This is a genomic window from Acinetobacter sp. ACNIH2 (assembly GCF_002934965.1).
Classification (GTDB): domain Bacteria; phylum Pseudomonadota; class Gammaproteobacteria; order Pseudomonadales; family Moraxellaceae; genus Acinetobacter; species Acinetobacter tandoii.
On the sequence record NZ_CP026412.1, the window covers coordinates 3,736,352 to 3,757,062 of the forward strand.

Here is a 20,711-nt window from a genome sequence, read left to right on the forward strand (position 1 = left end):
ATGAAAAAATCTCCTGAAAAACCATCCAAGAGATTTGCTCTGAAACTATTAATATAATTTAAGCGGAAGTTAATGCATGTTCTAAAAAGTGCAGATGATCAATACCCCAGTACATTTCATTCTGACTAAACCACGTCGGCGCCCCAAACACCCCGCGTTGTACAGCTTCTTCAGTAACCGATTTTAACTGTTGTTTGACTTGCTCATCTTCCAACCAATCTTGTACCTGTTGTACATCCAAGTCCAAATCTATAAGCATTTTTTTAAACTCTTGTAGATCATTCAGATTACGTGGCTCACCAAACATGGCATGAAATACACCTGTAAGTACACGCAAAAATTGCTCAGGTTGATAAATCTGTACAGCAGTGACTAAGCGCATTAATTGTAAAGTATTAATTGGGAAATAAGGATTCATTTGCATGGGAATCTGCCAGAGCTTCGACCAGCGCTTTAAATCTTTCATGGCATATTGTGCCTTTGCGGGAACAATCATGGGGCTGCTGTTACCCGTTGCCTTGAATACCCCGCCCAAAAGCATCGGTTTCCAAAGAATGTTGGCATGTCTGTCTGCAGCTATTTTTTGGATACGATGAAAACCTATATAACTATATGGACTGCCTAAATCAAAATAAAATTCTATTGTTTGCATTTTTAAATCTCCCTATTTAACATTTTGAAATATTTGCATTACCAACGTTCAATCCAAGGTCTTAAGTCTAATTCATGTGTCCATGCATCACGAGGTTGATGTGCCAAATGCCAATAATTTTCTGCAATATGCGCGGGGTTTAATATGCCATCTTGCGACTTAAGTGCATAAAGTTCAGGAAAGGTGGTTTCAATAAAATCTGTATCAATTGCTCCATCGACTACAACATGTGCAACATGAATGTTCTTTGGTCCTAATTCACGTGCCATACTTTGTGCCAAAGCCCGTAATGCATGTTTAGCACCTGCAAAGGCGGCAAAATTTGCAGCACCTCGAACACCAGCCGTTGCCCCTGTAAAAATAATGCTGCCTTGTTCACGCTGCACCATACGCTTAGCAACCTCTCGTCCAACTAAAAAAGCACTAAAGCATGCCATTTCCCAAATTTTGAAATATTTACGCGCGGTTTCTTCTAAAATACTGCACGGTACATTCGCCCCAATATTAAAGACCATCACTTCAATCGGACCTATTGAACTTTCTATCTGTTCAATTAATTCAATCACTTGTTCTTCTTTACGTGCATCGGAAGCAAAACCGTAAGCCGTACCTCCCATGGTTTCAATTTCATCAATTAAAGGCTGTAACTTATTAGCATTACGGCGTGTCATACATGCTATATATCCGCCACGCGCAAAGCGTTTTGCAATCTCCCCCCCTGTTGCATCACCTGCACCAATAACTAGGGCAACACCCTTTTGTCCAATTCCTGGCTCATTTTTCTCATTCATTTTTTGCATTCTATTGAATAACGATCGTTACCATAACGAATACTATGTTATAATTTATTTATCGTCAAATCTCGTTTATGAGTCATTCACATGCGATATAAACCAGGCTACAAACAAGAAAAACGCAAAGAATTACTGTATATCAGTGGTCAACTGGCTAAACAGCAAGGCTTTGCTGCAACAGGCGTGGATGGCTTCATGAAAGCTGCTGGTGTAACCAGTGGAGCTTTCTATTCACACTTTGCTTCCAAACATACGTTATTAAAAGCTTTATTAGAGTCAGAACTACAGCAAAGTTTTTCCAGATGGGAAAATAATCCTCACAATAGTCCGCATGAATGGCTAGATTTTGAGTTAAACCGTTACCTCAATATCTCTCATGTGCAGCATGCAGATCATGGTTGTATTTTACCTGCGCTTGCCAGTGAAGTAGCCCGCTCGGATATCGACATCAAACAGATTTATCAACAAGAATTACTGCGCGGGCATGCCCTATTTACTCAACATTTAGGTAGTGAAGACAAAGCATGGGCTGTACTTTGCCAACTGGTGGGTGCGATTAGTCTTGCGCGTGGTATGGCAGATGAAAATATACAAAAACAAGTGATCGAATCTAGCAAAGCTTTTTTAAAAGCAAGCCTTAATGTTTAAACTTTATTACTTACTTAGCTTTATTATTTTGGTATATATTCAAAACCATTTCGTTTATTCATCACAATTTAAAGCGTATGAAAACAACAGATCCCGATTTTCCTGAGACCATTTATGCCATTCAACATCTTGCTTTTGAAGACCTAGGTGCTTTAGAGGATACTTTTTATCAACTTGGCTTTCGCGTTCGATATGTAGAGGCAGGTGTTGATGACCTGCGTAAAGCCCTAGAGCATAAAGGGCTGACAGTAATTTTAGGCGGGCCAATTGGGGTCTATGAAACCGAAGATTATCCTTTTCTTACACAAGAAATTGAGCTACTCAAGCAGCGACTAACACGCAATTTACCGACACTCGGCATTTGTCTAGGTGCTCAATTGATTGCCCATGCGTTAGGTGCCAAAGTCTATGCGGGATCACAAAAAGAAATTGGATGGAGTCGTTTAGAAATCAAGCCTGTCGCACAGAATCCTCTCACCAGCCTAGCTGATACGCCAGTTTTACATTGGCACGGCGATACATTCGATTTACCGCAAATTGCAGAACTTCTGGCAAGTTCTACCCTATATCCAAACCAAGCATTTAAAATCGGTAATAATATTTTGGGACTACAATTTCATGTTGAAGTCGCTGCGGATGCAATGGAAAAATGGCTGATTGGTCATACCTGCGAACTACGACATGCAAAAATTGATATTCCTAACCTACGTGCCGATAACCAACGTTTTGCACCTGATTTAGAGCAACATGCACCACAAGTGCTTGAGTTTTTTATGCAGCATATTGAGTAAGACTGCTCAATCAAATCGATCCTCTATTACCCCAAGAATTAACAGACATAAAAAAGGCACTCAATGCGAGTGCCTTTTACTTTCCCGAAGAAATCGTGGGGAGATTATTTCTTCGCAGGAACTGATGCCTCAGTGGTGATATTTACTGTAATTTTATCACCCACATTCGGTACATATGCGCCGACACCAAATGCAGAACGGTCAAATGAAGTTGTAGCATTAAAACCAATCGACTGTAGCTTAGTCATTGGATGTTCACCTTGCTTGTTCATTACAGCATCAAGCACAACAGGTTTAGTGACATCTTTAACAGTTAAGTTACCTGTAATTTTATATTGGTTATTACCTAAAGATTCTACTTTCGTACTTTTGAATGTGATGTTTGGATAATTGATCGCATCAAAGAATTCAGCTTTTTTCAAATGCTCATCTAATGCAGCCACGTTGGTATTTAAGCTAGACAATGGAATAGTTACATTCACTGAAGAATTCGCAGGTTTTTCATTATCTACATTGATTGTGCCTTGAATATTACTAAAGTTTGCAGATGGTGTAGAAAAACCAAAGTGGCTCCAAGAAAATACTGTTGCCGTGTGTGTTGGATCAATTTGATATGCCACAGGTTTTGCCATAGAGAATGTTGCAACTGAAGCAACTGCTAAACCCAAAGTTAATGCTTTTAAATTCATGTGATTTTATCTCGTTTCAGAATGATTATTAGTGTATACCTTTGAAATTATAATTCACTGTTATGGATAAGACGATATGTTTCAAATTTAGAACAGTTTAAAGGATTAATATTATTATGGATTTTATTAGAACGATTGTGACAGATTACTCACTAAATTAATCACCTATCTTTCATTTTAGTATGTTCAAATAACAGTTGATCTATTTACTGTGGAATATACAACCCTAAGACTTTTAGCTGTGTGATCCATTTAAAATTTAGTTTTATCTGCTTTTGTTGTTATGATCTTTTATTACTATGATTTATGAATTTTATAACCATAAAAAAACGCCTCACATTAGAGGCGTTTTTATATAGAAATGACCGATTAAGCTGTCAATTCTTTTACTGCATTTACAACTGCTTCAGTCGTAATACCAAAGAACTGGAACAAGTCTTTCGCAGGTGCAGATTCACCATAAGTCGTCATACCAATTACTTTGCCATCTAGACCAACAAACTTCCACCAGTAGTCGACATGCGCAGCTTCAACTGCAACACGCGCACGAATATGAGCTGGCAATACAGCTTCACGGTAAGCAGCATCTTGCTTCATGAACTCTTCAGCACATGGCATAGAAACGACACGCACACCTTCTAATTGTGCATATGCTTCCATCGCTAATGACACTTCAGAACCGGTTGCAATAATAATTGCTTTTAATTCGCCTTTTTCTTCAGCAAGAACATAACCACCTTTTGCTACGTTCTCAATTTGTGCTTGAGTACGAGTTTGGAATGGTAAGTTTTGACGAGAGAAGATTAACGCAGAAGGACCTTCTTTACGTACAAGCGCAGATTTCCAAGACACAGCTGCTTCAACAGTGTCACATGGACGCCATGTATTTAAGTTAGGTGTACCACGTAAAGATGCAATTTGTTCAACTGGTTGATGTGTAGGACCATCTTCACCCAAACCAATAGAGTCATGCGTATATACATGAATTACACGTTGTTTCATTAATGCAGACATACGAACTGCATTACGCGCATATTCCATAAACATTAAGAATGTAGCAACGTAAGGAATGAAACCACCATGCAATGCAACACCATTCGCTATTGCAGTCATACCAAATTCACGTACGCCATAGTGTACATAGTTACCGGCAGGGTTATCTTGAACACCTTGGCAACCTTTCCAAAGTGTTAAATTAGAACCAGCTAAGTCCGCAGAACCACCTAATAATTCAGGCAATAATGGACCAAACGCTTGTAAAGTATTTTGGCTTGCTTTACGAGTCGCAATTGTTTCCGCTTTAGCATTAGTTTCTGCAATGAACGCATCTGCTTGAGCAATAAATTCAACAGGCAAGTCACCTTCGATACGACGTAACAATTCAGCCGCTTCTGTAGGATACTTCGCTTGATATTGAGCAAATACAGCATTCCAAGCTGCTTCAGATTCAGCACCTTTTGCTTTTGCATCCCATGCTGCATAAACGTCAGCAGGAATTTCAAATGGACCTTCTGTCCAGCCTAAAGCTTCACGTGTTAATGCAATTTCATCATTGCCTAAAGGTGCACCGTGACAGTCTTCTTTACCTTGTTTGTTTGGAGAACCTAAACCAATAATTGTTTTACAAATAATGATGGTAGGTTTTTTAGTTTCCGCTTTCGCTTCTAAAGTTGCTGCGCGAATCGCATCGTTATCATGACCGTCTACACGAAGTACTTGCCAGCCGTAAGATTTGAAACGTTGCTCTGTATCGTCAGAGAACCAACCTTCGACTTCACCGTCAATTGAAATACCATTGTCGTCGTAGTAAGCAATTAATTTACCTAGACCTAAAGTACCTGCTAGTGAACATGCTTCATGCGAAACACCTTCCATTAAACAGCCATCACCCAAGAAACAATAAGTGAAATGATCAACAACTGCCAAGTCTTCTTTGTTGAACTGCGCTGCCAAAGTTTTTTCAGCCAACGCAAAACCTACAGCATTGGCAATACCCTGACCCAACGGCCCAGTTGTAGTTTCAATACCAGGCGCATAACCCAATTCTGGATGACCCGGTGTCTTAGAGTGAAGCTGACGGAAAGCTTTCAAATCTTCGATTGAAAGCTCATAACCTGTTAAATGTAACAATGCATATTGAAGCATTGAACCATGACCATTCGACAATACAAAACGGTCGCGGTTCGCCCATTGTGGGTTTGTTGGATTATGATTTAAAAATTCGCGCCAAACGACGTCTGCAATATCTGCCATCCCCATTGGTGCACCTGGATGTCCTGAGTTGGCTTTTTGCACAGCATCCATAGCCAATACACGAATTGCATTTGCAATACGACGTTCGTTCAAAGGGGTTGTCATAGATCAGAGTCCAATTAAAACAATTTAAAGAAGATGAATATCACATTCAAAACTAGGCACTATTGTCTTAAAAAAAGCGAGATGGGTAAAGCCTTATACACAATTTTTCCCTATTAATTGCTACTTATGTGGACTTGAATGAATGGAAATATTAAGAATTTTATTTATACGAGCAAACAAAAAAAATTATTATTTTGATCTAGAGTTACACGCAACACCATATTGCCTATTATCATGCCTGTAAAATCAGATTAAAGCTTTGAAATACAGTTTAGAATTAGAAATAGCTTCTTCTGACACAAAATTCACGTTTATTTCAGATGAATGCAAGATCCAAGCAAAGTTAACCTAGCTCTAACAAAGCTCTTCACATAAAAAAACCTAACATCATTGAAACTGCACTAAATATCCATGTAAGGCAGACATAAGTATTTCTCAATAAAATTAGATTTCTGAGGAGTTAATTTTTTGATGCACTTAAGAACAAAGTGACTATCAAGTTAGGTACTCCTTATGCCAATAATTTTGATTCCTAATGGTTTTGCTGCGGAAAGTTATGGTGCTAAAAATACTGAAGATGAAAAACATAAAGCTTACTTCACTGATTTAGAATCGGTTTATTTAACACAAAAGCGCCATTCCTCTAATGAAATAGCTTTTATGATGGATAACAACACTTATTTAGACCATTCGGATGAACGCTTCACGCCCTCCTATACATATCAATTTAAATGGCTTGTCTCAATTCCAATTCCCCCTTCAAAAATACGAATAAAATACGCTCACTATACCCCAATCCCTGTCATCGATAATTTACGGACTTGTGACTTCTTTTAAACCGTCGTTATTTTTCTGTGTTTAGTTCTGCTTTATGATCTTTATCATCACTCTTTAAGTATGAACATGCTTAACCAACAGTCAGAAGAATGATTTTCATCCCCTTTAAATTTCATCAATTTTTTCTACTTAAGTATAATTGTGTATTAAATTGTTTAATTTATATACACAAAATATTTAAAGCCAAAACAATTAATTGCTGCTTTATCAGTTTTATAGATGCTTATATCAGATAAAAAGTCATTGAATTGAAATAAATTCATCCTTTTTTATACAAGTTGAGCTAGTCCTAAAGTCTAACTCGATGTAACATATTGCGTCTTTAAAATTAACTGTGATAGGACTTATGCGCGAGTACGCTGTATTTACTTCGGAATCTGTAAGCGAAGGCCATCCAGATAAAATGGCTGATCAAATCAGTGATGCTATCTTGGATGCAATCTTAAAAGAAGACCCATATGCGCGGGTTGCTTGTGAAACGCTTGTAAAAACGGGTGCTGTCGTACTTGCTGGCGAAATCACAACAACTGCAAACATTGATGTCGAAGCTGTTGTTCGTCAAACTGTAAACGGTATTGGCTACCACCATTCAGATTTAGGTTTTGATGGTTCGACTTGTGCGGTCATCAACATGATTGGTAAACAGTCTCCTGAAATTGCTCAGGGTGTTGACCGTCAAAAACCTGAAGACCAAGGTGCAGGTGACCAAGGTTTAATATTTGGTTATGCAAGCCGTGAAACTGATGTGCTTATGCCTGCTCCAATTTCATATGCACACCGCTTAATGGAAAAACAAGCTGAATTACGTCGCAATGGCTCACTTCCATGGTTACGCCCAGATGCAAAAAGCCAAGTGACTTTTGCTTATGAAAATGGCAAGCCTGTACGTTTAGACGCAGTTGTACTGTCTACACAACACGATCCTGAAATTTCACAAGCGAACTTAAAAGAAGCTGTGATTGAAGAAATCGTGAAAAAAATTATTCCTGCGGAAATGTTCCATGCAGGCACTCAATTCCACATCAACCCAACAGGGATGTTTGTGATTGGTGGTCCAGTAGGTGACTGTGGTTTAACAGGTCGTAAAATCATTGTAGATACTTACGGTGGTATGGCACGTCACGGTGGTGGTGCTTTCTCTGGTAAAGACCCATCTAAAGTTGACCGCTCTGCTGCATATGCTGGTCGTTATGTTGCGAAAAACATTGTTGCTGCTGGCTTAGCTGATAAATGTGAAATTCAAGTGTCTTACGCAATTGGTGTTGCCGAGCCGACTTCTATTTCTATTAATACATTTAACACGGGCAAAGTGCCTGATGAATTGATTATTCAATTGGTTCGTGAACACTTTGATCTACGCCCATACGGCATTACACGCATGCTTGACCTTATTCAACCAATGTACAAGCAAACTGCTGCATATGGTCACTTTGGTCGCGAAGGTTCAGATACTGCATTTACTTGGGAAAAAACAGACAAAGTTGAAGCACTTAAGTCTTCTGCGGGTCTCTAATATTTCCCATCATCAAAAAAAGCTCACTTCTGTGAGCTTTTTTACACCTACTGCAAAATAATTTCTCATAACAAAATATTTCTTACATATTGATACTTGATACCTTAATACGAAAATATTTTCCTATTTAGAAAAATAATAATACTATATAAATCAAACCATTAATTTTAAAATACCAATTCACTAACTCTTGTACTCAGCCACTCCCCCATAATTAGATTCGCCAAATCAATTACACAACAGCATAGAAATTAGGCAAAAAAATGCTTATAAATAAAAAAATAGGTTTTTGCCCTTTAAAAAATTTTGCCTATCCCTATTAAATATTTATATGTTTACAGGAGTTCTCTCGTGAAAAAGGTTGTGAAAGCAAAAAATTTAATCGCATTTCGTATTTGGTTAGAAAAATTAGGTTATTCAGTTAAAAGCCTCGCTGATGATCGTGGTTTTACCTTTAGTTTCAAAAAAGAATATGGCTTAGTTACCTGTGATTTGGCAGGAAATTCTTTAGCAATGCAATTAGGCGAAGAATTTGAAGATCATTTAAAAGCGTAATGAAATAAGCATTCCTGTAAGTCGTACACGATTTTCACAGTTCATCGAGTTGCTATTCCTATGTATTTAAGCCCTACGGGGCTTTTTTATTTCCCACATTTAACTCATTCAGGCTAGCCTAAAATACAGCGATTCTCAAATCCAGCATCCTTTGAAAGTGATTGAGCATCCTCTACACCCATTTTCATATTTAGAAAATTTAATATGCACAATTTTCTTAGTGAACTTTAAACATTCACTTTTCTCCAGGCGAAAAAAAACAAGGTTTTAACCTTGCTTCATCTTTCCCAGTATATTAAATGGTGGGGGCGAAGAGACTCGAACTCTTACACCTTGCGGCGCTGGAACCTAAATCCAGTGCGTCTACCAATTTCGCCACGCCCCCATACCGGGTTTCACTTTAAAGTGAATAAATTTGGCAGAGGATCAAGGACTCGAACCTTGACGAACGGTTTTGGAGACCGTCATGCTACCATTACACCAATCCTCTGTTACTTAAACGTCATCAACTGATGATTAAGTGGTGGGGGCGAAGAGACTCGAACTCTTACACCTTGCGGCGCTGGAACCTAAATCCAGTGCGTCTACCAATTTCGCCACGCCCCCGATGGCTGTGTATATTATAGAGATCACCCTCCTCTGGCAAGCCCTTTTTATGAAAAAAACTCTTGTTTGATTAAATATAAAACAAAAACCTCTTTTATGTACTTTTCTTAAGCAATTTCAGACACTAAGGCCTGTTTTATTGCATAAATATTGTCAAATCTTGCGGCTTGATGCTTTGCCAACATCTTCGAAAGAAGTGATTGAAAACTTAAAAGTTTCTCAGGTAATTCAGTCTGTAACCGCTGACAATGCAAATATGCCCATTCTGTATAATTTTCTGCACATAATTTCTGCCCAGATAGCCATTCATAGAAAATAATGCCTAAGGCATAAATATCAGATTGTATTGTTTTCACTTCACCGTGAAATAATTCTGGTGCCATATAGCGAGGTGTTGCATTCATTTCAGTACTCACATGCCGTGAAATAAGCTGCACTTGCTCAAAATCAATCAGTTTGACCTGCCCCTGATATTCTACAAAATGCTCCTGTTTTAAATCAGCATGTATCCATCCTGCTTCATGTAATCCCTGTAGGACATCTAAAGCACGTAATAGATAATGCTGAATACTTGCAATCGGCAATGTCTGAGCACTAACACTAAAATATGATGCTGCATGAGGCAGAACAAGCATCTGCGCTAAGGATTGCTCGACTTCAATATCTACTGCCTTAGATGCTAAAAATGCTTTAGGCACGATTTCACAAGGCAATATGATCCTAGACAATGAAGTAGAGTTCAGACTTTCTTGATAAAAAGCCAATTCATGCTGAAATCCTTGTTGGTAGATATGATGCCCTTGTTTCATTTGCATCTTTAACCAATAAAGCTTTTCTTGATACTGAAAATAATAAAGCCTGCGTCCATATCGCAGGCTGTTCGTCTTGGTTTTTAATTCCAAACAATCTATATGATTAAAATCAGGCAGTATGAACTTGGACATGTGTTTGTTGTCGGTGTAATTGCTGATAATTCAGAAGCTCTAAAGCGTGCTGGATGGTTTTCCCAATTCGAGCATGAGTTTCAATGCTCGATATTTTGGGCCATGTTGCCCGCTCTCCTTCGCGTTGTAACAACTTAAATAAGTGTGGACGAGGATTTTGCAACATATAACTATAATGACGCAGACTATATCTACCAATAATATTGACATCACCATAATAGCGCTGATCCACCACACCATAACCATGATCAAGTAAACGGCGTATAGATGGCACTTTCCCCACCCGTTCACGCGTAAAGTCCATCACACCCTTAGCGATAACTTTGCCTTGACGACGAATAATACGCTCAGGCCAACTCAACATATCACGTCTGAACCGAGAAACATCATCCTGCATAAATGGCACAATATGTGGGTTAACCTGACTGGCGATACTGTAATTTAAATTATAAAGGCGTGCCATTTTCTGTTGTGGGAAATCGCTCCGTACACTGCCATCTACCCAACGTGTCGTTGCCATGTATGGCGTAAGTTCGCCATCATAGCGTTTACTGGTGAGCTTAACAGGCGGAAATAAAATAGGAACCGCACAGGAAGCCAATACCGCGCTCCACACCAATAAATCAGGAGAAGTATAGGTATTCATAATACGCGCTTCCTGTGAAGCATCGTAAGGTGCTACCGCAACATTAATATATAACCCTGACTGTTTGAATGCTTCATCAAAAGTAACATTGCCTAAATTTTCAACGAGGAATTTTTTCAAATACTTCACATCGGCAACGCCACCGTTGCCTTTTAACAAGTCACCCAACTTTCGAAAATGAAAAGCTTCACTAAAAAAGTTCTCGCCATTTAATATTTTCGAAATATTTTCAGGATTTGAGACACCAAGCATAGCAGTCATAATTGCACCCGCGCTTGAACCTGAAAGCACTTTAGGCATTAAATCCTGCTCAAGTAAGGCTTTACACACCCCAGTATGAAACAAACCTAAAGTTGCACCTCCAGAGAACATTAGCGCTGGCTGTCCATATGCTTTTTCACAATGTTTAAAGAAATCCATTTTCTCTTGATGAGAAAGACACTCGCAAGCTTCTGAGGCAATAAACGCTAAGCTCGCGCTTACTTCTTCAATATAGTCCTCTATAATAGTTTTAGTACCTACATACGTCGCTGCAAAAAGCATTGGATGTGCGATATTGGCAATGTCATAGGTTAGCCCCTCACGTAATAAATACATTAAGTCACGTGTTCGGTGCTGATAGCGATAGCGTTTTAGTAATTTCAAACGATATGAGATCATTTCCGCATCAAAATAAGGCGAGCAGTTATCATACTTCCACTCTTGCGCTCCCGACTCTTGATCAATTTTGAGCGCAATACTTTTCCACTCTGCATAACTTTCCGCATGTTCTAATTCACGTTTTAACTTTTTTATACGATAGGCTTGATGTGGATTCATGTCCTGTATGAATTCTTGAAATAACATAGCTTCCCTCAAACACCTGCGCTTAAATACATTAACTTAACTTCTTCATTTTCAATTTTAAAATTTGGCTTAAGCGAATTACGATTCGATTAGCAATCATAGTCATAATACTATACAGTCTAAAACCAAGGCTGATGTTGGTCTTATTTGCTACTTTATCGTAATTATAAGCTGAATGACTATGGCAACTATCGAATTACCTGACACCATTTTACAATCCCTATCACAAGTTCTTGCTCAATTACATCAAACACTTCCCGCATTGAAACAAGAACCTGACTTTTCCGCTCCAGCATTTAAATGGCAAAATAAGCAACTTATTCCAATTTTTCATCCCAAGAAAATTGATTTAGACGACCTAAAAGGGATTGAGCGTCAAAAGGCCAAAGTCATTCAAAATACGCTACAATTTTTAAATGGATTACCTGCAAATGATGTATTACTGACAGGCTCACGTGGTACGGGTAAGTCATCTATTGTTCGTGCTTTATTAAGCCAATATCAAAATCAAGGCTTACGTTTAATTGAAATTGAACGTGATGATTTATCAGAATTACCCGAAATTCAAAAAATTATTCAAAACCGTCCTGAAAAGTTCATCGTCTATTGTGATGATTTAGCATTTAACGCAGAAGATGAAAACTACCGAAGTTTAAAAAGTGTCTTAGATGGCTCATTACAGTCTGGCTCAAGTAATTTTATTATTTACGCCACCAGTAACCGTCGTCATTTACTTCCTGAGTTTATGCATGAAAATACACCTGTCACCCGCGTTGACGTTCCACAATACACAGAACTGCACCCTCAAGAAGCGGTTGAAGAAAAGATTTCGTTGTCTGATCGCTTTGGCTTGTGGTTGTCGTTCTATCCTATGGATCAGGTACTTTACTTAGAAATCGTTGAGCACTATTTAGCAAAATTAAAAATGCCAATGACTGAAGAAGTACGCGCAGAAGCATTGAGATGGTGTCAGGCACGTGGGCAACGTTCTGGGCGCGCCGCTTATCAATTCTCAAAACATTGGGTAGGTTCACAGCAATTACAGCAGCTCTAATTTTTTATCGCTATATTAAATTTATAAAAAAGCTCAATTGTCTCAAATTGAGCTTTTTTATTCGATTTAGTTTATTGTCTTATAAATAAAAAATATTTGTGCATTAGCGAAATCTATATTTATTGCATTTCATCAAGTACCAATTGGGCTTGGGCATGACCATTATTCGCGGCTTTTGAATACCATTCTTTTGCCAAGACAATATTTTTGACAACTCCATAGCCGTTGTCATACATAGTACCTAGGCTATATTGAGCGCTCATATCCTCCTGTTCAGCGGCCTTACTAAGCCATTCAAACGCTTTCTCATAACATTGAATTATGCCAAGACCTTGGTAGTACATTGAGCCAAGGTTAGTTTGCGCACTAGCACATCCCTGAGCCGCTGCAGTACTAAACCATTCAAATGCATTCATATTGCTTTGAGAAATACCTTGACCCGTAACAAACATTACTCCAAGGTGATTTTGTGCATCCATATCTCCCTGAAGAGCAGCCTTATGAATCCATTCAAAGGCTTTCGTATCACTCTGGGTCACACCTTCACCATTCAGATACATCCTTCCAATATTATATTGCGCCTTTGTAACGCCCTGTTTAGCTGCCTTGCGATACCATTCCAATGCCTGAGTATAATTTCGAATAACTCCTTGACCTTGCTGATACATCCAGCCAAGGTTAGTTTGTGCTAAAGAGCTCCCCTTTGCTGCAGCCTTACTCAACCATTCAAAGGCTTTTTCATAGTTTTGTAACGTGCCTTCACCATGCTGATACATCCAACCTAAGTTATTTTGCGCTTCAGTATCTCCTTGTGCAGCAGCTTTGCCAAACCATTTAAATGCTTTTTCATAGTTCTGCTCTACACCTTGACCCTTTTGATACATTAATCCAAGGTTAAACTGTGCTGTATCAATCCCTTTAATCGCAGCCTTGCTAAACCACTCAAAAGCTTTTTCATAGTTCTGCTCTACACCTTGCCCCTTCTGATACATTACTCCAAGATTGTACTGAGCCGAATCATTACCTTGAATAGCCGCCTTTCTAAACCATTTAACTGCTTCCTTATAGTTTTGAGGTACACCTTGACCAACCTGATAAAGTGTTCCCAAATTATACTGGGCATTTGCATGCCCTCGATTAGCGAATATTGATGTGTACTTAAAGATTATAAATTTGGTAAAAGTTGGACTAATAGCAAGCAATATAGGTAAAACAGTTACTTTGAATAAAATATTTTTAATACTCATTTTTTAACATTTAAACATCATGAATTAAATCTAGTTGATTATACGCAAAATTAAAATAACTCTTATAAAATTGACAGTTATCTAAACATGAACTCACTCACAACTTAATTTAACTCACCGCAAATATATCACATGAAAAAATTATTTATATTTTAGATCATCTACTTCTTATCAGCAGTATTCTTACTTTCAACACTCCAGATAGATCAAAAAACATACTAAAATTCAATAACACTAGGTAAATCAACACTTAGAACCCTTAATTTTATCCGCAATTTCTGTGGATAACCCTAGGGGTAAGTGTATTACAACTCTATAAGCTTCTGCTTACACCTATTCAGGCAGATAATCGCTATACCATTCACCACAAGATTTATATTATAAAGTCATAGAGAACATGATGTTCCAAAAACTCAAAACAACAATGATAAAGTCAGCACTCGGACGTGAGGTACGACAGGAGTTATACTAAATACCCCATACGAAAAAGCCCGACAGGATGTCGGGCTTTTTTTATTACTACACAATTTGATTAAGACGATTTAAATGTCCGCAGGATTACTTAACTCTGTCATCGGCCAGCGCGGTGTCGTAGTTACCGCCAATCCATCCTGTTGCCCTGCTTTTAGACGCTGATAGCCTGCAAATGCGATCATGGCACCGTTGTCCGTACAAAGTGCAGGTTCTGCATAATACACTTGAGCACGTATCTTCACCAAATCAGCTTCTAAACGTTCGCGTAAACGCTTATTCGCACTAACACCACCGGCAATCACTAAACGCTTTAAACCTGTTTGTTTTAATGCTTTAACGGATTTTTTAACTAAAGTATCCACAATCGCTTCTTGGAAACTTGCAGCAATATCAGCATCACGGTTCTCATCACCCAATTTTTTCATTTGTACAGATACAGCTGTTTTTAAACCACTAAATGAAAACTCTAAGCCCTGATGCAACATTGGGCGAGGGAAAGCAAATGCGTTTGGATCACCCTGCTCTGCCAGTTTAGAAATATTTGGACCACCTGGATATGGTAAACCCATCATTTTCGCCACTTTATCAAAGGCTTCACCCGCAGCATCATCAATAGACTCGCCGAGCAATTCATACTGCCCAATGCCATAGGCTGCCATTAACTGAGAATGCCCACCAGACACTAACAGTGCAACAAAAGGAAATTCAGGCGGTGTCGCAGAGAGTAACGGTGCCAACATATGCCCTTCCATATGATGCACACCAATAGCAGGTTTATTTAAAGCAAAAGCCAAAGTTCGACCAAACAAAGCGCCTGTCATGAGCGCGCCAATTAATCCTGGCCCACGTGTATATGCAACCGCATCAATTTCGGATTTTTTAACGCCACTGTCCGAAAGCAATTGATTTAATAATGGGATCAATTTGCGTACATGGTCACGCGAAGCCAATTCTGGTACGACCCCACCATATTCTGCATGCAGTTTAATCTGACTATACAAAACTTGCCCGCGTAAGCCGTTTTCACTGTCATACAGTGCCAAACCTGTTTCGTCACACGATGTTTCTAAGCCTAAAACGATCATTAAACTGCCTACAACCTATATCAAATCTAAAGCGAAACCTATTATAGACTTGTGGTATGAGATGTAAATGAGTAAAATACTGACCTTCACTTGTGATCAAGGCAATCATGCTGAGATCTTATCCATAACTTAATGAGGATTCTTCATGCCACAAGTTAAATTGAAAGAAGGCGAACCAGTAGACGTAGCTATCCGTCGTTTCAAACGTTCTTGCGAAAAAGCAGGTGTTTTAGCTGACGTTCGTAAGCGCGAATTCTATGAGAAACCAACTCAAGAACGTAAGCGCAAAAAAGCTGCTGCTGTTAAGCGCTACCAAAAGAAATTGGCGCGCGAATCAGTTCGTACTACACGCCTTTACTAAGATTAATTTGTGATTGATTGACGACTTGGAAAAATAAATGACTACTTTAAAAAACCAAATAACTGAAGTTTTAAAAGCCACTATGCGTGCTAAAGAAATGGATAAGTTAACGGTCATTCGTAGTCTACAAGCAGCAATCAAGCAAATCGAAGTCGATGAGCGCAAAGAGCTTGACGATGCTCAAACTCTTGCGGTCATTGAAAAGCAAATAAAGCAACGTAAAGAATCGATCAAAGCCTTTGAAGGTGCTGGTCGTGATGATTTAGCTAGTAAAGAACAAGCCGAAATTGACGTTTTATCTCAATTTCTACCAGAAGCTATGACTGAGGAAGAGCTTGATTCTATCATTGAGCAAACAATTACTGCTCAAGAAGCTACTAGCATGAAAGATATGGGTAAGGTGATGAACTCTCTGCGTCCGCTCATAGCCGGGCGCGCCGATCCTGCTCTTGTTTCCGCTAAAATTAAAGCGAAACTCGCTTAATCTTTCAAAATATTCTTTCTTTATCGTTGAACTGCCTTAACAATAAGACAGTTCTTAGATAACAGCATTTAAGTCAAATTACACTGCACATTATATTTCTTCAAAATCATCATCTCTTTTGATGACATTACTTGTTGAATCACATCTTGTTTAGTTAAATTTCGATATTGCGCATCAAGCGAACTTCTATTCTTATCTGCCGCTATATATAGCTGATCTACATAACGCCCCATAATTCCACAATATCGCATTTGCTGTTCAGCAGTAAAACTGGTTTGTTGCGGATTAAGTTGCAAAAAGAACTGTCGAATATCCGCTTTGTAATTACGATTAATTTTATCCACCGTAACCACATAATCTTCGACACTCGCAAAAGCCGAACCACAAGAAACAGCAAGCCAAAGTGCTGCTAAAAATTGAACTTTATTCTTCATGTGAACCATTAAAAATCAAAACATGATTGACCGCGATCATACAGCGCCTATTATAGCAAAACCAGCATCGTTTATTTAATTTGAATAAATTCAGGCTTATATTGCTTATATGCTTCTTCAGTTGGTGGGGGTATTTGTCCTACAGTGACCGTACCCAGTCTTAGCCGGATAATATCTGGCAAATCTACACGATAGGAAAAAATAGGGCTTCCACATTCCTGACAAAAAACACGGGCTTTGTTTGGGCTATGAAAATACTCTTTTAGTACTTTCACACCACGTACAATTTCAAATAATGACTTTTGCAATGGGCTATTCCAACCAGCAAAACCCCCTTGGGCTTTTTGACAATGCTGGCAGTAACATAAAATTGATTTCTCAATTTCCCCATGATATCGGTAACTGACTGTACCGCATAAACACTGTCCCTCTATCATTTTATCCTCCTATTATTCTTATAATTTATAATATATTCATACACTAAATTCTGAGCTGACGCTCCTTTTGCATTTGATCAATACGCTGTTTTAACTGTGCGGACATTGCAACGTTATCCTTCGCCAAGCGCTGTGCATGCAATAATGATTTTATTGCACCTTCTTCCAAGCCACTCCAATACTCAACTTCAGCACGATAACGCAATACATTCACTGCTCGGAGTGGTGAAGCCACATCAATATTCGCAGACTGTTGCAGCAAGTTCCACCCCGCAATATCACGTGGATTTTGATTCACAAAATTTTGCACTAAATTATTGGCTTGTGCGGGTTGCTTTTGACGAATAAATACTTCTGCCAGTTTATATGCCAAAGCACGATTCTCAGGCATAATTCGCGCGGATGATGCAATCGTCTGATAAGCATCATCTAATTTATTTTGACCAAGATAAACATCTGTTTGAATTAAAGTCAGTAAATTATGTAACTTATTTTGTTTTTTGAGCTGATTGAGCTGTGTTTGAGCCAATACATAGTCACCCTGCTGATTATAAAATGCAGCTAAAGCCAACTCTCCTGCAAAGCTTTCTTGTTTTGCAAGATTCTGCAATTGCAATTCAGTCGCTTGATTCGTAATGACTAAAGTATACCATTTTAAAATTTCAAAATTTTCATCACGCATACTGCCTTTAACTTGAGGTAACTGATTCGCACGTAAACGTGCTTCACTCATACGCTCTGTAGTTAAGGGATGGGTTAACCAAAAATCTGGCAAGAAACTGACTCGGCTGGTTGCTCGGTGCATCACCTCAAAGTAATCTGCCATGCTTTGTGGGTTATAGCCCGCAGCGTACATATACTGCATACCAATACGATCAGCTTCACGCTCTTGATTTCGACTGTACGTCAGTTGTTGATCCATTAACGCAGCTTGAGACCCCATCATCACCGCAGCCCCGGCATTGCCGTCTGCCTGTGAAGCCACCAAAGCCCCAACAATGATGCCCGCTAAAGCCAATAAGCTCTGTCCTTTAAATGCATCTTGAGAACGACTGTAATGTCGTTGTGTAACATGCGCAATTTCATGCGCCATCACCCCTGCAATTTCATCCATATTGCGCGCAGAAGTAATCATACCTGTATTTAAAGCAAATAAGCCCCCAGGCACAGCAAAAGCATTAATTTGAGCATCATTAACCAGAACCAAACCAATGGGCTGCCCCAACTGAGTTTGACTTAAAATATTTGAAAATACCGATAAAAGCTGGTCTTCAAGCCACGTGTTATGTGTAACAGGCAATTGATGCTGCACTTCACGATAGACTTTTTCTCCAATCATTTTTTCATTTTGGCGATCAATTAAGCCTATTCCACTGCCAATTTCGGGAACATTAAACTGAGGAGAAGATGAAAAGTGCGCTGCATCAGCCCATGCCATATGAGCTATTGCACACAAACTACCAATGACGAAAAACCGTTTCAATGTCACATCTCAAAATATTATTCGTTCTGAACAGACTATAACATTGAAACAACTTATGATTTGCAATGATGTGTTATCAATATTTTAAAAGTCAGGATTCACCAAATAGCGTGGTTGACGTCCATCTAAAGCATCGACTAAATTACGATAAGCAAGCTCAGCCATTTTCTTCCGAGTCTCTGCTGTTGCAGAACCTACATGTGGCAATGTCACCACATTGTCTAACTGAAATAGTTCAGACGTTTGAAGTGGTTCTTTCTCGTAAACATCCAAACCCGCAGCAAAAATTTTACGATCTTTCAAAGCTTGAATTAATGCTTGCTCATCAATCACTGAACCACGCGCGATATTCACCAACACCGCATGCGATTGCATTAAATCAAACTGCTCGGTAGAAAGTAAGGCTTTTGATTCAGCATTCAGATCAACTGCAACCACCACAAAATCCGACTCTTGCAACAGTTGCTCTAAAGAACGGTATTGTGCATTGAGTGGCTGTGCCATTTCTAATTTTTCGCGACGATTATGGTACAAAATATTCATATTAAAGCCATATAAACCACGACGAGCGATTGCTGCTCCAATATTACCTAAACCAATAATTCCTAAAGTTTTCCCATGAATGTCTTGGCCAAACTGCGCTTGTGATACTGTACGCTTCCATTCACCACTTTTAGTCCAATGGTCTAAATATGGTACTTTACGTGCTGCACTCATGAGCAAGGTAAATGCCAAATCGGCGGTAGTTTCTGTTAATACATGTGGTGTATGACTTAACCAAATATTTTTTTGATTCAGATAATCTACATCGTAGTTATCATAACCAACACTAACACTTGAAATAATCTTGAGCTGTTGCGCTGTCGCCAAATTACTTTGATTGAGCAATCGACCCGCACCAATCATACCGTCCGCATCTTGAACATGCTGTTGAATTTGTTGATTCACATCACCCTGTTTAGGGTCTATAACCACAACATGGTATTCTGCTTTTAAGCGAGTTAAGATTTCAGGGTCAATTTGGCTAAAAACAACAACTTTTTTATTCATCAGTCATCCGTGTATTGAGTGATTTTTGCATAAACTGCCACAAACGTTTTTTCAAAATTGGCTGATCAAGCATTTCTTGCAAACTCGCCAATTGATGCAGATCTGCTTGTTGTAAATGAGGTATCTCTCCCAATGCAATCAGATCTTTGTCTACCCCCATACCATCAATAAATCCTTGAACATAACTGGATGCCCCACGGCCATCTTGCATTTCAGCTAACGGAAATGGCCATTTCAACTCATGATATTCGGTGGGTATGGCACGTTGTATATTTAACCATAATTCTACTTGCGACTCGCTTAAAGTAGAAGCATCTACCACAATCAAGCATGATGCTGAACTGATCGCCTGCAACTCAAATGCCTCAATCTGAATCGCAGCTTGAGGAACAGCTTCTAACGGTTCAATTGAGACAACCTGAGTATTTTGATGGCGACTTTCTTTTTCAGTTTCAACAAACTGAGTTAATGTCGAATCAATTTCACGAATATCTGGTGGACTAAAAGCTGGGACCTCAATCTGGTTTTGAGGCAGTTCTACCATTACTTCTGGTAAAGCCTGATCACGCCACAAAGAAGATGGCTGAGTTTGCTGCACGCGAACGCTATGATTAGGAATCCAGATATCAATTCCCATCGTTGCCAATATATCTCGCTGATGCCCCATCATGCCTGTGTTCAACATTTCAATCTTTAGCGCTATTCTAACGACATTCACATCAT

Annotated in this window: 21 protein-coding genes and 3 tRNA genes; 8 read left to right on the plus strand and 16 right to left on the minus strand. The window is 38.9% G+C overall.

Annotated elements, in window-relative coordinates:
• Positions 1–58 precede the first annotated feature (58 nt).
• Positions 59–652, minus strand: coding sequence for a 2-hydroxychromene-2-carboxylate isomerase (locus C3F34_RS17870; protein ID WP_104442237.1), 594 nt, complete (start codon positions 650–652; stop codon positions 59–61).
• A gap of 38 nt (positions 653–690) precedes the next feature.
• Complete coding sequence (locus tag C3F34_RS17875) at positions 691–1,443, minus strand: SDR family oxidoreductase (protein ID WP_104442238.1); 753 nt, start codon at positions 1,441–1,443, stop codon at positions 691–693.
• Positions 1,444–1,533: 90 nt separating this feature from the next.
• Between C3F34_RS17875 and C3F34_RS17880 the strand changes: the two genes are divergently transcribed.
• Together C3F34_RS17880 and C3F34_RS17885 are read left to right on the plus strand one after the other, a co-directional pair.
• Positions 1,534–2,094: a TetR/AcrR family transcriptional regulator gene (locus tag C3F34_RS17880; RefSeq protein WP_044739837.1), complete on the plus strand. Its 561-nt coding sequence runs from the start codon at positions 1,534–1,536 to the stop codon at positions 2,092–2,094.
• A gap of 77 nt (positions 2,095–2,171) precedes the next feature.
• Positions 2,172–2,885 carry a glutamine amidotransferase gene (locus C3F34_RS17885; protein ID WP_104442239.1) on the plus strand — a complete coding sequence of 238 codons (714 nt, stop codon included), beginning with the start codon at positions 2,172–2,174 and terminating at the stop codon, positions 2,883–2,885.
• Between the two features lie 104 nt (positions 2,886–2,989).
• Here C3F34_RS17885 and C3F34_RS17890 read toward each other — a convergent pair whose 3' ends face one another.
• Both C3F34_RS17890 and tkt read right to left on the minus strand, forming a co-directional pair.
• Positions 2,990–3,574, minus strand: a complete 585-nt coding sequence (locus C3F34_RS17890) for a YceI family protein (protein ID WP_044739839.1) — start codon at positions 3,572–3,574, stop codon at positions 2,990–2,992.
• A 369-nt stretch (positions 3,575–3,943) separates the two neighbouring features.
• Positions 3,944–5,932 carry a transketolase gene (gene tkt, locus C3F34_RS17895; protein ID WP_104442240.1) on the minus strand — a complete coding sequence of 663 codons (1,989 nt, stop codon included), beginning with the start codon at positions 5,930–5,932 and terminating at the stop codon, positions 3,944–3,946.
• 513 nt (positions 5,933–6,445) lie between these two features.
• On the opposite strand from tkt, the gene C3F34_RS17900 reads away from it, so the two are divergent.
• The 3 genes from C3F34_RS17900 to C3F34_RS17910 all read left to right on the plus strand — a co-directional run bounded on the left by C3F34_RS17900 (position 6,446) and on the right by C3F34_RS17910 (position 8,837).
• Positions 6,446–6,769: a hypothetical protein gene (locus C3F34_RS17900; protein WP_104442241.1), complete on the plus strand. Its 324-nt coding sequence runs from the start codon at positions 6,446–6,448 to the stop codon at positions 6,767–6,769.
• 346 nt (positions 6,770–7,115) lie between these two features.
• Entirely contained in the window at positions 7,116–8,282 is a 1,167-nt protein-coding gene (metK, locus tag C3F34_RS17905) for a methionine adenosyltransferase (protein WP_104442242.1), read from the plus strand.
• Between the two features lie 351 nt (positions 8,283–8,633).
• Positions 8,634–8,837, plus strand: a complete 204-nt coding sequence (locus tag C3F34_RS17910; RefSeq protein ID WP_016167644.1) for a hypothetical protein — start codon at positions 8,634–8,636, stop codon at positions 8,835–8,837.
• Positions 8,838–9,137: 300 nt separating this feature from the next.
• Here the strand turns inward: C3F34_RS17910 and C3F34_RS17915 are convergent.
• From C3F34_RS17915 to C3F34_RS17935, 5 genes are all read right to left on the minus strand, one after another.
• Positions 9,138–9,222 (minus strand) — tRNA-Leu (locus tag C3F34_RS17915).
• A 31-nt stretch (positions 9,223–9,253) separates the two neighbouring features.
• Positions 9,254–9,327 (minus strand) — tRNA-Trp (locus C3F34_RS17920).
• A 31-nt stretch (positions 9,328–9,358) separates the two neighbouring features.
• Positions 9,359–9,443 (minus strand) — tRNA-Leu (locus C3F34_RS17925).
• A gap of 107 nt (positions 9,444–9,550) precedes the next feature.
• Complete coding sequence (locus tag C3F34_RS17930; protein WP_228155313.1) at positions 9,551–10,258, minus strand: serine/threonine protein kinase; 708 nt, start codon at positions 10,256–10,258, stop codon at positions 9,551–9,553.
• A 106-nt stretch (positions 10,259–10,364) separates the two neighbouring features.
• Positions 10,365–11,879, minus strand: a complete 1,515-nt coding sequence (locus C3F34_RS17935) for a DUF3336 domain-containing protein (RefSeq protein WP_044740815.1) — start codon at positions 11,877–11,879, stop codon at positions 10,365–10,367.
• A 181-nt stretch (positions 11,880–12,060) separates the two neighbouring features.
• On the opposite strand from C3F34_RS17935, the gene C3F34_RS17940 reads away from it, so the two are divergent.
• Entirely contained in the window at positions 12,061–12,933 is an 873-nt protein-coding gene (locus C3F34_RS17940) for an ATP-binding protein (protein ID WP_044740814.1), read from the plus strand.
• 119 nt (positions 12,934–13,052) lie between these two features.
• Here the strand turns inward: C3F34_RS17940 and C3F34_RS17945 are convergent, their stop codons facing one another.
• Positions 13,053–14,180, minus strand: a complete 1,128-nt coding sequence (locus tag C3F34_RS17945; protein WP_016167640.1) for a tetratricopeptide repeat protein — start codon at positions 14,178–14,180, stop codon at positions 13,053–13,055.
• A 542-nt stretch (positions 14,181–14,722) separates the two neighbouring features.
• Positions 14,723–15,739 carry a tRNA (adenosine(37)-N6)-threonylcarbamoyltransferase complex transferase subunit TsaD gene (gene tsaD / locus C3F34_RS17950; RefSeq protein WP_104442244.1) on the minus strand — a complete coding sequence of 339 codons (1,017 nt, stop codon included), beginning with the start codon at positions 15,737–15,739 and terminating at the stop codon, positions 14,723–14,725.
• Between the two features lie 145 nt (positions 15,740–15,884).
• Here tsaD and rpsU point away from each other — a divergent pair, with 145 nt between their 5' ends.
• Entirely contained in the window at positions 15,885–16,100 is a 216-nt protein-coding gene (gene rpsU, locus C3F34_RS17955) for a 30S ribosomal protein S21 (RefSeq protein ID WP_001136722.1), read from the plus strand.
• 37 nt (positions 16,101–16,137) lie between these two features.
• On the plus strand, positions 16,138–16,584 hold the full coding sequence (locus tag C3F34_RS17960; protein WP_016167638.1) for a GatB/YqeY domain-containing protein: 447 nt from the start codon (positions 16,138–16,140) through the stop codon (positions 16,582–16,584).
• 68 nt (positions 16,585–16,652) lie between these two features.
• Here the strand turns inward: C3F34_RS17960 and C3F34_RS17965 are convergent, their stop codons facing one another.
• The 5 genes from C3F34_RS17965 to C3F34_RS17985 form a co-directional block, all read right to left on the minus strand.
• Positions 16,653–17,018, minus strand: coding sequence for a hypothetical protein (locus tag C3F34_RS17965; protein ID WP_104442383.1), 366 nt, complete (start codon positions 17,016–17,018; stop codon positions 16,653–16,655).
• 71 nt (positions 17,019–17,089) lie between these two features.
• Positions 17,090–17,455, minus strand: a complete 366-nt coding sequence (locus tag C3F34_RS17970; RefSeq protein ID WP_104442245.1) for a GFA family protein — start codon at positions 17,453–17,455, stop codon at positions 17,090–17,092.
• 43 nt (positions 17,456–17,498) lie between these two features.
• Positions 17,499–18,938, minus strand: coding sequence for a M48 family metalloprotease (locus C3F34_RS17975; protein WP_416333076.1), 1,440 nt, complete (start codon positions 18,936–18,938; stop codon positions 17,499–17,501).
• A gap of 84 nt (positions 18,939–19,022) precedes the next feature.
• Positions 19,023–19,988, minus strand: a complete 966-nt coding sequence (locus C3F34_RS17980; RefSeq protein ID WP_104442247.1) for a 2-hydroxyacid dehydrogenase — start codon at positions 19,986–19,988, stop codon at positions 19,023–19,025.
• The gene (locus tag C3F34_RS17985) at positions 19,981–20,658 is read right to left on the minus strand and encodes a hypothetical protein (RefSeq protein WP_104442384.1); all 678 of its coding nucleotides are present in this window, start codon (positions 20,656–20,658) and stop codon (positions 19,981–19,983) included. Before C3F34_RS17985 ends, C3F34_RS17980 begins: the two co-directional genes overlap by 8 nt.
• Positions 20,659–20,711 lie beyond the last annotated feature (53 nt).